The organism is Lutibacter maritimus (assembly GCF_900116115.1).
In the GTDB taxonomy this organism is placed as follows: domain Bacteria; phylum Bacteroidota; class Bacteroidia; order Flavobacteriales; family Flavobacteriaceae; genus Lutibacter; species Lutibacter maritimus.
In genome coordinates this window covers 212,605-225,046 of record NZ_FOZP01000001.1, presented here as the reverse complement: position 1 = coordinate 225,046, position 12,442 = coordinate 212,605, and the positions used below count along the sequence as shown (strand labels likewise).

The 12,442-nt window shown below is 29.0% G+C and carries 17 protein-coding genes; all 17 read right to left on the bottom strand.

The genetic code is table 11. The features are described 5' to 3' along the window. Window positions 1-224: 224 nt before the first annotated feature. Window positions 225-431, bottom strand: a complete 207-nt coding sequence (locus BM335_RS01085; RefSeq protein ID WP_090222116.1) for a hypothetical protein — start codon at window positions 429-431, stop codon at window positions 225-227. A gap of 15 nt (window positions 432-446) precedes the next feature. Then, window positions 447-815 (bottom strand): hypothetical protein, encoded by a 369-nt coding sequence (locus BM335_RS01080; RefSeq protein WP_090222113.1) that lies wholly within the window; start codon window positions 813-815, stop codon window positions 447-449. Beyond that, window positions 808-1,707 carry a hypothetical protein gene (locus BM335_RS01075; RefSeq protein ID WP_143102360.1) on the bottom strand — a complete coding sequence of 300 codons (900 nt, stop codon included), beginning with the start codon at window positions 1,705-1,707 and terminating at the stop codon, window positions 808-810. Before BM335_RS01075 ends, BM335_RS01080 begins: the two co-directional genes overlap by 8 nt. Continuing rightward, entirely contained in the window at window positions 1,628-2,407 is a 780-nt protein-coding gene (locus tag BM335_RS01070) for a hypothetical protein (RefSeq protein ID WP_090222109.1), read from the bottom strand. The genes BM335_RS01075 and BM335_RS01070 overlap by 80 nt, the downstream gene beginning before the upstream one ends. Before the next feature lie 17 nt (window positions 2,408-2,424). After that, window positions 2,425-4,086, bottom strand: coding sequence for a DEAD/DEAH box helicase (locus tag BM335_RS01065; protein ID WP_090222106.1), 1,662 nt, complete (start codon window positions 4,084-4,086; stop codon window positions 2,425-2,427). Between the two features lies 1 nt (window position 4,087). Then, a complete protein-coding gene (locus tag BM335_RS01060; RefSeq protein WP_143102359.1) occupies window positions 4,088-4,543 on the bottom strand; it encodes a hypothetical protein in 456 nt (151 codons plus the stop codon). Between the two features lie 5 nt (window positions 4,544-4,548). Continuing rightward, window positions 4,549-6,165, bottom strand: coding sequence for a ParB/RepB/Spo0J family partition protein (locus BM335_RS01055; RefSeq protein WP_090222102.1), 1,617 nt, complete (start codon window positions 6,163-6,165; stop codon window positions 4,549-4,551). A 54-nt stretch (window positions 6,166-6,219) separates the two neighbouring features. Beyond that, complete coding sequence (locus BM335_RS01050; protein WP_090222100.1) at window positions 6,220-6,402, bottom strand: hypothetical protein; 183 nt, start codon at window positions 6,400-6,402, stop codon at window positions 6,220-6,222. Continuing rightward, entirely contained in the window at window positions 6,395-7,030 is a 636-nt protein-coding gene (locus BM335_RS01045; protein WP_090222097.1) for a hypothetical protein, read from the bottom strand. Before BM335_RS01045 ends, BM335_RS01050 begins: the two co-directional genes overlap by 8 nt. A gap of 14 nt (window positions 7,031-7,044) precedes the next feature. Then, window positions 7,045-7,302: a hypothetical protein gene (locus tag BM335_RS01040; protein WP_090222095.1), complete on the bottom strand. Its 258-nt coding sequence runs from the start codon at window positions 7,300-7,302 to the stop codon at window positions 7,045-7,047. A 19-nt stretch (window positions 7,303-7,321) separates the two neighbouring features. Beyond that, complete coding sequence (locus BM335_RS01035) at window positions 7,322-7,657, bottom strand: hypothetical protein (RefSeq protein WP_090222092.1); 336 nt, start codon at window positions 7,655-7,657, stop codon at window positions 7,322-7,324. After that, on the bottom strand, window positions 7,654-8,094 hold the full coding sequence (locus BM335_RS01030; RefSeq protein WP_090222089.1) for a NinB/YbcN family protein: 441 nt from the start codon (window positions 8,092-8,094) through the stop codon (window positions 7,654-7,656). Before BM335_RS01030 ends, BM335_RS01035 begins: the two co-directional genes overlap by 4 nt. A gap of 107 nt (window positions 8,095-8,201) precedes the next feature. After that, complete coding sequence (locus BM335_RS01025) at window positions 8,202-8,426, bottom strand: hypothetical protein (protein ID WP_090222087.1); 225 nt, start codon at window positions 8,424-8,426, stop codon at window positions 8,202-8,204. 2 nt (window positions 8,427-8,428) lie between these two features. Then, window positions 8,429-9,166 carry an MBL fold metallo-hydrolase gene (locus BM335_RS01020; RefSeq protein ID WP_090222083.1) on the bottom strand — a complete coding sequence of 246 codons (738 nt, stop codon included), beginning with the start codon at window positions 9,164-9,166 and terminating at the stop codon, window positions 8,429-8,431. Beyond that, the gene (locus BM335_RS01015) at window positions 9,166-10,047 is read right to left on the bottom strand and encodes a recombinase RecT (protein WP_090222080.1); all 882 of its coding nucleotides are present in this window, start codon (window positions 10,045-10,047) and stop codon (window positions 9,166-9,168) included. The genes BM335_RS01020 and BM335_RS01015 overlap by 1 nt, the downstream gene beginning before the upstream one ends. A gap of 104 nt (window positions 10,048-10,151) precedes the next feature. After that, complete coding sequence (locus BM335_RS01010; RefSeq protein ID WP_090222078.1) at window positions 10,152-12,164, bottom strand: AAA family ATPase; 2,013 nt, start codon at window positions 12,162-12,164, stop codon at window positions 10,152-10,154. A 61-nt stretch (window positions 12,165-12,225) separates the two neighbouring features. Next, window positions 12,226-12,441 carry a hypothetical protein gene (locus BM335_RS01005; protein ID WP_090222075.1) on the bottom strand — a complete coding sequence of 72 codons (216 nt, stop codon included), beginning with the start codon at window positions 12,439-12,441 and terminating at the stop codon, window positions 12,226-12,228. Between the last annotated feature and the right edge of the window lies 1 nt (window position 12,442).

Below are 12,442 nucleotides of genomic sequence, written 5' to 3'. Positions count from 1 at the left end.
ACAGCAATTAAAAAAGCTGTTATAAAAACCGTTGTACGCAATTATGCTAACCGATATTTTTCATACAAAGCCCACAATATTCAACATCGTCAAAACCAGTCCGAATATTCGGATATTCACAATCACATAACTGTTTGCTTTGCTCATTTATAAATTCTCTAAAATCTTTCATTGTTATTTTTGTATTTAATTAAACTAATTTTACCAGTATCCGTTGGCAGTAATTATGATTTAGCAAATCTTTTAAGACAATCATTGAAGTCATCTTGACTGGTTCTACCTATCCTTCTTTTGTCTTTTCCAAATTTTTCTAACTTATCTTCAAGTTCTGTGAATTTGTCAAATACATTAAAACTAAGAGTATTCATTTCGTATTTTGCAATTCTCATCGCTTGGGCTAAAACCCTGGCTTCGTCCTTTGTTAATTTCATATCCAAAATTTTAGTTTATAAAATCAATGTCATTATAAATGTGTTTTCCTTTTTCTTAAAATTGAAGTAGTGTGATGTTTCCATATCTAAATCAAACAAGTCAGAAAATAAAATCCCCATTACTTTGTTTGTAAATGCTTTATATCCTTTTCTATCAGATAAATGATAGTTATCATCCTGTTTTTCTTCTAATTCTACTCTTACTTTTTTTTCTTCTTTATTGATATAAAACATTATTCCTTGTTTTACAGGGTCAATATTTAACAATTCACAAGTTGACTTATAGAACCTGAATTCACCTTTTGGAAGGCTTAAGCATACTTTAGGAATTTTATGTTTAGTACCTGTTATTCTTTCTTTTCTAATTGCTATAAATTCACTCATTGGTTTTAATTTTATTATTCAAATAATCTTTAAGTATTAAGTTTCTGCAATGGTAGCTTATATCAATTTTTCCTGTTTGAATAGCTTTCAGTGTTTTTTTAATTTGATAGTTTTCTTTAGGAATAAGAAGTAAATTATATTGCTTTAATACATTATGAACTTCAGCTTCACTTTTACCATTACCTAAATGAAATTTTATCAATGCTTTTCGTTTATTATTTTCAAGATTAGAAATTGAAATTCCTTTTGATTTGTAGAGTTGTTTATGAACTCTTTTTTTTATCCAATCAGTATATTTTTTATCATGACGTGGTAATTTTCCTTGTTTAAAAAGTTCATAGTATAAATACATATAATTTGCTTCAATCTCTCCAGTTTTAAGGAACTGTAATGTCATTTCGGTTAAATGTTTGTCTATTAATTTTAATCGGTCAGCCTCTGAAATAATGTGTTTTGGTAATTCTTTAACAGCTCCAACAATATTGTTATCTTGGCGCACTTTAGTTATAAAATCTGTATATTTCTTTAAAACTTTTGAAACATATTCCGCATTAAAAAGCTGAAAATGAGGTATTGCATCACCAGAATATCTATCGTGTTTAAATGCGAATTCTATTTCTTCTAATGATAAAAACTTGTATTTTAAAGAAATCATTTCAGCAATATCGGTTTTATTGATTTGACTAATTGGTTCTTTAATTCCGCTTAAATTTGAAGCCTTTGTAAAAATCATAGACAAACCACTTGCAACAGTCTTATTTTCTAAATTTCTTATTTTTTGAAATTCAGTAATTTTCTTTGCAAAATCAATTTCATTCAATTTCCCAGCCTTCGCTATTACTAACGATAGTTGCTGCTGTTTGACGGTTAATTGTTGGTTGTTTGTTTCCATTTTTATTTAATTCTTTTTGTTCAATACTTTGCCAATTAATAGCAAATCGTTGCAATCGTGCTTGTAAAACTTTGGGGACATAATCCAATGCTTCTTCTTCAACTTTTAAATCATACATCATCAACATTTTTTCAAATTCAGAAATAGAGTTTTTAAATTTCATTTGAAATTGTTCCCAAAAAATTAAATCATCTTTTAAAATTTGGTGTGGCGTTTTTTCTACGTTCCCTTGTTTAATTGGTTCATGGTTTATTTGTTTATTTATACTATCAATGCTTTCACCTGTGCTTTGTACAGTGCTTTCACCTGTGCTTTCACCTGTGCTTTGTACAGTGCTTTCACTTTTTTTGATAGAGCAAATACCATTTTTCACTAATGCTTTGTCAAGTGCTTTGTCAAGTGCTTTGTCAAAATTTGATAGAGCAATTATATTGCTGGAGTATTGATTTTTACTTATTTCAATCATTTCAATAAAACCCCATTCAACTAAATCTCTTAAAGTTTTTATATATGTGTTGTATGATTTAATTCCTATTGCTTCCATTGTCATAGAACTTGGTAAACCAAACTTTTCTTTCCAACCTAAACGATTACAATGTTCAATTGCAAAAAAGTAAATAGCTGTATGATTAGGCTTTATTAACTCAGGGTTTTCAAAGCAGAAATCAAACCAATTTCTTGAAAGTTCATATCCATTCATTTTGTATTAGCTTTAATCTATTTAAATAAATCTTTTACATTATTTATAAAATCAGTTTTCATTTCATCAGTAGCTCCAGTTATTGTATTTGCAGTTGCAGCTTTAGATTGGATCATTTCAAACAATTTTTCATCAATAGTATTTTCACCTAAAAAGTAAGTACACATCACATTATTTTTTTGTCCAATTCTGTGAGCTCTATCTTCACATTGTACACAATCTGCATATGTCCACGGATATTCAATAAAAGCAACTCTAGAACTCGCTGTTAATGTAATACCAACTCCAGCTGCTTTAATGTTGCAAACAATCAATTTAACATCTGGATTTTTTTGAAAAGCATCAATATTTGCTTGTTTCACATCCATAGAATCTCTTCCAGTAACAGTAACTGCATTTGGGTATTCTTGAAGCATTGCATCAACAATTGAGTGAAGTGAACAAAACACAATTAATTTTTGTCCAGAATCCATTACTTCATTCACAAACTCTTTTACCTCAGCTAATTTTCCTAATGCTGAAATGCGTTTTAATTCACCCATCTTCACCATTATTTCACCACGTAATTTTTTAGCTATTTCTTTATCATCCCAACCTTGCTCTTCTAAATATTTTACAAATTGGTTTTTAGCTCGGTTGTATTCATTCCTGGTAGTAATATCACATAAAATGGTTTGTCGTTGCTTTTCAGGTAAATCTTTTGCAACATCAACCTTTTCTCTTCTGAAAAAACAGTACTTGTTTAGCAAAAAATTAAGCTCTTTTAAATTAGATGCACCATAACCACCTTCACAATATCTTACTTTGTAGCCTTTTGGGCCTCCAAACTTATTTAAATGGCCCATAATGGCTAATTGTGGAAATAAATCAATTGGTTTATTAACCACTGGTGTTCCGGTTAATAAAATGCGCCAATGCTTATTTTGAGAAATACGCAAAGCAAATTTTGTTTGTTGTGTTTTAGTGTCTTTACATCTATGTGATTCATCAATTATTACAGATTTAAATAAATCTGCTCTTTTGTTCAACTTAATATCCATTGAATTGCGCATTTGTCCTTTCGGTGGCATATAATCAACAAAGAATTTTTTTAAGCTTTCATAATTTGTAATAAAAACATCAACCATTCCCATTTCATAAAAGCGGTGCCAGGTATTTTTATTTTTATCATCTAAAACAACTGCTTTTTTATCGGTCCATTGATGCCATTCTCGTTGCCAATTTATTTTAGTTGAAGATGGACAAATAACCAAGCACGGAAATGTTTCTTCACCTTGTTTATCTGCCACATATAAAGTTGAAATACTTTGAACAGTTTTACCTAAACCCTGTTCATCACCATTTATAAATCGTTTCAATTGCAACCCTCTTGCAACTCCATTTCCTTGATATGGTCTTAATGAACCTTGCTTTAATTGTAAATCAAAATCTAAACTTGGCAAAGGTGGTAATTCTTCAATTTTTATAGCATTTTGTTTTTCAACTACCAATAATTCAGCTCTATGTGTTTTCACTAATTCCAACACTTCATCTGATACTTGAATTGGAGCTACCCACATTTTTTTTACTGGATCAAATCTTCTATTGCTTAAAGCTTTAATAGCTTTCAAATTACGTTCGCGCCAATTGTTAAATGGTATCCTTATATGGAATTCTTTTTGATATTGAATGATTTGCATTTTAATTACTTGTATTAAATTTTAATTCCATTTTTAACTGAACTCCTAAGGTGTAGCCTTTTTCCTTGCAAACTTTCACAAACCTTTCAGGTGTTTTCACACTATATTTTAAATCATCTAAAATCAAATGGTCAATACTTTTGTAATACCAAACTTGGAATCTGCGATTGTTACATCCAAAATTGGCAATCAATTCATCATATTCAATGATAGTAATTTCTCTTTCTGCGATATAAGTCCAAAAATTTTCCATTCCACTTTTTCTGGTTGCATTTGGATTACTATCAATAATAAATGCAATGTATTTTCCTTGTGAACTATGTTTATTGTATAAAGCATACTTCACTTTATATGAATTTTTTGAAGTATGCTTTTTAATAAATGCTATTTCATCTGAACTGAATTTATATGTAGTAGGTTTACTCCATAATTCCATTATGTCATATGAACTATTCATTACAATTATTTTTTGGCTTTTGAAGTTTTTTTACCTTTCACTACTTTTTCTTCAACAACTTCAATTTTAGATTTTAAAGCATCTATTCTTTGACTACTTCGTTCAATACGTTTATCTGCAATTTCTTTTTGTGAAGCTTCAATTGCTTTAATTTCATCTGAGTAGTATTCTTCTAATAATTGTTTGTATGCAGCAGCACAGTTATTATTTTCATGTGAACCATAATTCACATTTAATTTATGACTTATAAAATGTCTAATAGTTAAATTTACTAACTGATCTGGAACAGCTTCAGTACGTATTTTATTAATGTTTAGATTTTTCACAAAATCTAATTCACTATGTAAATGGTAACATTCTGAAGCTAGCGCCACTATTAAGGCTACTTTTTCATTGTTTGATAATGGCTCATCATTATTTTTAAATGTACTTACATCAATTTCTTTTACAGCAGTCCAAATTTTTTCGGCATCTAACTCTAAAGCTCGTTTTGCTCTCTCTTCAATTTTAGCAATGTCATTTTTTATAGAATCATCATTTGAATTTAATTCTGAATTTGTATTTGAAGCAATTGGTTTTACCCAAATTGTTTCATATTTACCAATATCATTTCCGGATATATTGAAAGCTTGTTTTTCAATAAAGCCACCAACTTTATATGTCCGATAATCATCATAATACTTTAAAATTTTCACATCAAATTGTTTGCATAAATTCAATAAAAAATCATCAGGTTTAGCACTACCTATTATACATACATCTTCATTTTCATTTATAATTCTGGCTAACTCTTTTTGTGTAAAAGCATCCAATTTATCACTATAGCATTTTTCATCAAAACAACTATCTTCACTCTGAAATTCATCAAATAACATTGGGTTTGCTTTAGACCTTTTTGGACAAACAGTACAAGCACAAACACCCTTTATTAACTCATCATCTGCAATATCAAAAGGTGCTTCATCTAAATTCAACAAATCATCAGCAATGGTTTCTTTTAATTCTTTGTAGGTTCCATAATTAGGTTCGTCTTCTTCCCTCCAAGGTTTTGCATCTGCAAAAATTTCACCTTGTTTATTTTCATCACATTTTGCAATTAATGTAGCGTGACCTATTCCTAAATAGCCAGCTTTAAAATGTTCTCGAATTGGTTCTATTAAATCAATTAGTTTTAATCTTCCAGCAATAAAAGTTTCTGTTTTAGCCATTTTTGCAGCAATATCAGCTATTTGGTATTTGCCACTATCTAACATTTGTTTAAATGCATCTGCTTCATCTAAAGGATGAATATCTTTGCGTTCTAAATTTTCAATTAATTGTAATTCAAAAGCTTCATCATCATTTAAATATCTAATGTTTGCAGGAATGCTTTTTTGTTTAGCTAATAAAGAAGCTTTATATCTACGTTCCCCACAAACCAATTCAAATTCTTGTTCATTTTTTGAATTGAATCCATCTGGAATAGGTCTAACTAAAATTGGCTGAAAAACACCATTAGTTTTAATACTTTCAGAAAGTTCTTTTAATGCATTTTCATCAAAAGATTTTCGTGGATTTGTTTTTGAAATGAATATTTTATCCAATTCTAAAATTTGCAAGTTGTTGTCAATTTTTGTTTTCATTTTTTCAATTATTATGTTAATATGTATGGAACTTAAAAGATAATTTTCACGTCCCTACGCTCTTAATGAATTATATTTTTTAGCAATGATTTTATTGCAACTATGACGTTGTTTATACACTTTTACAATGGTGCCGTTTTTGTGTAATTCAAATCTTTTTGAGTGAATTCTATTGATATGAAATACATATCCGTTTTGATCTAAAAAGCCACACATAGCTCTGTATTTTTTACTCATCATTTGAAGCTGCAGAAACTGAAATTGTTATATCATTTTCTTCCATTATTTTTTTAAAATCACCCGCAATTTTCATAAATGGTTTATTTAAAGGTTCATCCATATTATCTTCTCCAAAATCAAAAGATTCTTGTTTTGGCATTGGTGCATGTTTACCGTTGTAATATTGATAAACTTCTTCTCTTAAAGCTTCAACTGCTTCTGTAAATTCACTTATAAATTTGTAATCTTCATCATCCCAGCGAATAAATGGTGTGCTTAAAACAATAGATTTTCCAGAAGTTAAATAGCGTTTACCTGAAATAACTACACCTTCAGAATTTGCTGAACCGGTAATTTTAAATTCTGATACGCGATAATCTTTAAAATATGAAGTATCTTCTTCAATATCATCAATACCATTGTTTATGGCCTTTTCAATAGTTTCATTCACCAATTCCTGTTCACATAATAAAATTAGATGAGGAATTAAATTCACATAAGCTTGTTGACAATCATCATGGATTGGTAAATCTGATTTCTTTGTAACTGTTTCTGTACAAGCTTCTTTTTTCTCTTCAAAAGAATATTGTAAAAACATTTGACTCAATACTTTGCCTGACTTTATAGTAATTGTAGATTCAATCATTTTTGTAGATTTTTTTAATTAATTTTTTGAATATTTATTCCTGGAAGATTGTTGAACTTTACTCCAGACTTTTTTGAAGTTTTACCATCATAAGAATGCTCAGCCATTACATCATCACCTTCTTTTAAATTGTCGCATAATTTTTTAAGAACACCTCTAAATTCTAAAAACACATAACCACTCTCATTGGTTTTAATAGATACTCTTTTTTTAAGGTGCACACCTTGAGATAAATCTTCAATCTCTTTAATTTTTCCTGTTACAATTCCCATTGTTAATTTTAATTTTTTGTTATACTTCAGCTTTTATTAATTGGTCACTATTAGATTTTCTTTTTTCAAAAAAACCTACAAACTCCGGGCATTCTTTTTCCAATAATCGAACATAGAATGGTGTGTAATTATTATTATATTTATATCCATCTTGTTTAAGATCACCACCCGTTTTAAAGCGCATCACTTGGAATAATCCGCGAGCTGAAAAATGTTTATGGCCTAAGTTTTTAGCATCAATAGCTAATTGTTTAAATTTTTGAAATACTGATGGATATTTAGTGTGGTATTCCAAAAATTTATCGGTGTGATTTGCATTTAAAGCATCAAAAATGTCATATTGTAAATTTTTCATAAGTATTGTTTTGATGATTGTTTACTAATTTCTATTTCAATGTCTTGCAACATTGCCAAGTCTTTAGGTTCTGGCAAATAAATTCCAGCTTCTTTACTCGCAAAATCTCTAAATTTATCAATAGCCAAAGTCATTTCTTGAGTATTTAAATCAGATGTGCTTAACCATTTTTGAATGGTTACTACACCATTTTTATCACCTTCATAAAACAACTCTGGGTTTACATGTTTTTTGAATATTTCTTGTTTAACTTCCTGAAGTGTATATCCAGTTTGCAATCCAAACCAAGAAAGAATTAAATGCAAATAGCTATTTTGAGCTATAGATCTCTTTTCTCGTTTCTGTTTTATTTCAAATATTTTTTTATTAGAAACAAGCCACTTTAAACGAGTTATTGCATTTTGCACGTCTATTTCTTTGTTTGGGTTGTAAATCATTTTTTAGTTACTTTTTAAAAACCTGCCCTGTATTTCAAGGGCAGGAAAATTGCTATGAAAAAGATGGTAGTTTTAACCCTTCACACTACCAAAGATTTTAAATACTGTTATGTGGTTAATTTAAATTGTGAAGCATCTACAATTAATAAGTGATTTTCATCATCAACTAAAAGAATATTGTTTTCGGTTTGCATCAGCTTATAATCTTTATTTGGCGGAACCACTTCTTTATAAATTTTCTTATATGTAAAATATTTACTCCAAAACCTGCAGAATACTTCATTTAAACCAATGCACTTAAATTTTCTTCCTGTAAACTGATAATCTTTCATTTTTAAAATGGTGTTTTATTAAAGTTGATACTTATACCATTATTGGCAACGGTTACTGTTTTTTGTGTAGCTTTTTCAACTGTTTTTTGAAATTCAACCTCATTGCTATTTGAATCTGATAAATGGATTAAAACAATGTTATTTACTTTCGAAAGGTCATTTTTTGATAATGCTTCCAAACAATTTTCTAAACTTAAATGTGATTTTAATATTCTATTCCTTAAAAACTCTGGAGTTGCTCCAGCTCTCATTTTTGCATCAATTATTTTTTGCGAAAAATTGGCTTCAATAATGATGTTATTTAGGTTTTTAAAAGTGTAGGCACAGTAAAAAGTATCTGTTAAAAACAATACATTTCCACAATCATTATGTTTGATAATAAAACCAAACGGTTCTGCTGCATCATGTTGCACATCAAAAGGCATTACTTTAAAATTTCCAATGGTTAACAACCCCTTATTAACCATTGGTATTGCACGATGATTTTCAATTTTTAAAGCTTTAAATGTTGCTTTTGAAGCATATGTATTGATTCCTACTTTTAATAAATCTTCAATGCTTTTTGCATGGTCCATATGTTCATGTGAAACAATACAACCAGCCACTTTTGATACATTGAAGTTTAAAGCTTGTTTTATAGATTGAATATTAACCCCTGCTTCAATTATAAGAGCTTCATTTTCATTTTCAAGCAGGTAACAATTACCTTTACTTCCTGTGCCTATTACTTTTAATTTCATTAGAATTCTGGTTGAGTAGCTTTTAATTGTATATTCTCTTTGTCTTCAATTGAATTCTTGGATTTAATTTCTGACTCCTCAATCGGTTGCTCATTTTCAGTCACATCTTCAGCATCAATGTCTAATGTTTCTTTATTGGCTTTTTCAGTTATTTCATTTTCAACAAATGCTACTGTAGTATCTGTAATTTCAATTTCATCAAACAAATCAGCATCATCAGAACTTCCAATTTTTGTTTTCAACAATCTAGAAACAACTGTTTTTTTTGCCATCTCATCTGGAAACTTTTGATGAGCAGGAGAATTACCTTTAGCTTTCCCCATTTCCCAAGATGACCTTATTTGTTCCATATTCATCACTTCTGCATCTGTGGTACCATCTTTAAAAATGGCAATTGCATAAGCTCCTTTAACTTTCTGAGGATTTATATTTTCAAAATTTTGCTCATGTTTTGTAATGTTTTTTCTTCCTGTTGTAAAATCAAAACCATATTCAAATACATCTCCATCATAAATTGCTATTGATACAACATCCTTAATTCCAGCAACTCTTTTACCAATTGCCATTGTTCCCATATAGCTTCGTTGCATCACTAATTTATTTCCATAAACAATATAGTAGCATTGCTTTTTTGATGGTGATAAACCTTGTAAAACTGTATCTAATAATGCATTTGCAATACTTTCTTTAGTGCAAACTTCTAATGCTGGACGTTTATTTAAATCTTGTGTTTCTTGTAAAATCAAAAAAGCACTTCTTAAAGCATTTTCAGCACTGTAATTTTCAGGTAATTTTAAGCCACCTTCTGTTTTAAATTGTTCTAATTTTGTCAATACTGAGCCTACAGTATCTTCAGTAAATTTTTTAATTTGTGTACTCATTTTTCAAATATTTAGTTAATTAAAATTTCAAATAAAAACAGTTCTTAACTCCCCAACTGTAAAAGCGGCTGTTCCTTTAACAGCTTACCTTTCTGAGTATATTTTTAAGCTACTCTTAAAGTTTTATCTGGTTTTGATACAATAAGATTTACTATTTGAGATTTACATTCAATTATATTGACAATGCTTTCTCGGTTATCTATGAATATCGGTGCTGTAATTTTGTAGAATTCACAAAGTGTATTTATAATGTCCAAACCAGCATTAATTTTTGAAGCTGTGTTTGCATCAGAAAAAGGAACACCATCAATTAAGGTATGACAACATTCAACCTCTGCACCATTAATTTGAGTTTCAAATAATTTGAATTTTACGAAATGAAATTTTTCATTAATCAAATTCTCAAGCGTATCAATTTTTCTTTTAATGAAGTTTTCAATAACAAATTGTTCCTTTTCTAGATCTGAAATTTGTTGCGCATAATTACTTTCTTGAACTTGTAATTCTGCCACACGCTTTTTAGCAGTTTCAATTTGTGTTTCAATTGCTAATTGAGCATTTATTTCAGTTATTATAACTTCTATTGATTTTTTATGATTCTTTAAATCTTCAATATTGATGGTTTCTTGAACTTGTGAAGCTGCTTCTTTGGTAGTTAGTTCAGCTTTTAATGTTTGATACGTTTCATTTTTACTTAAAGCACTTTGTATTTCAACATCAATATTAAGAACATCATTAGTAGAATCCTTAGTTGACAAACGCTCAATTTTGGCTTCAATATTTACAATGTCAAGTAAAATTTCATTGTTAAGTTCATTCCCTTTTGCAATTCTGCTTTTTAGTGTTTCAACCTCATTTAAAAGAGCTGTTCTTTGTTCTGCTAATAATTTACCCTCACTATTTATTGCAGTTAAATTTTCACTTTTTGTTTTAGCAAATGTTTCACTTATTTCACGTTTTTTAGCTGCAATATCACTACTTTCAAAATCACGTTTACACGTTGGACAATGAAAATTATGTTCATCAAAAGTTAGTTGTTTAGCGTTTTCATCTTCCCATTGTTTGCGTTTGTTAAAAATTTTAGTTTCATAAGAAACAACCTCATTTTCTAAACCTTGTAATTTTAATTGCAATGATTTTAATAAATTTTCCGCTGATTTTAGTTCACCCTTTTTTGCAATCAATTCGTTATTTAATTTGTCGATTTCTGAGGAACCTTGCTTTGCTGAATTAACAACTGTTTGTTTGGTTTCAAACTCAATGTTTTTAAGTTTGCTTTTAATTTCAAAAATTTCATTAGCCAATGCATTTCTTCTTTCTAAAATTGCATCAAAAGCTTTTGTTTTGTCATCTATTTGAGATTGAATTTTATCCAAAGATTTTTGATGCGCTGTTTTATCTAATGCTAACTGAACAAAATCTAAAGGTGCTGGCATATTTTTGTAAACCTCATCAACACGCGTTGGAATAGATTTAATTTCGTCGTTCAACTTTTTACGTTGTGCTGCTAATTGCTTTTTGTATTCCTCAATAGATTTATTGGTTAATTTGGCTAATAAATTGGTAAAATCTTTATTGGTTCCGGCAATAACTTCATCACTAACATTTCCAACCAATTCAATTAAAGCAGTTCTTTTATCTTGCCATTTCATTGAATTAAAAGCCAGCGGATTTGTAATCATTTTAAAAACAGATTCATCTAACAATGAGGCTATTTTTTCTTGATATTCCTTTTGAGATTTTGGAACATCATTCCAAAAGTAATCAGTTATGTTTCCAGAGAATTCAGCTTCTAAAGAACCACGCTTTTTTACCCAATTTTCTTTTAATATTCTTCGAACTGAAATTTCTTCACCATTTACTTCAATAATAGCAGCAACCTCATGTTCAATTTGAGGAATTACATTATTATTTTTATCGAGGGTTTTAATTTCAAAGTTTGTTCTATCAGTGCTGTCTTTACCGAAAAGCAACCATGTAAATGCATCGAATATTGTAGTTTTTCCAACTCCATTATCTCCGAAAATATTTGTGATGTGATTAAAGTTGATTGTTTGATTTCTCAACCCTTTAAAATTTAATAGGCTGATTTGTTTAATGGCAATTGAATTTTCCATAATTTTGAATACTTTTATAAATTAGACTTCGGTTTGATTGGCCCACAGTTGCAGCTGTGGGTTATTTTTTTAATTTTTCTGATATTTTTGGATCTACCCAGAAATAGTTACTTATAACATTTTTTAAATAGAATCCGATTGATAAAAACACACTTACATTTGCTAATAAAATCACAATAAAAAGTATGATCGAGATTTCTATAGATTTGAAGAGATATATTGATGCTGTTGGTACAGCAGCCAATGCTATGATTCCTTTTGTAATTTGGGTTTTCATA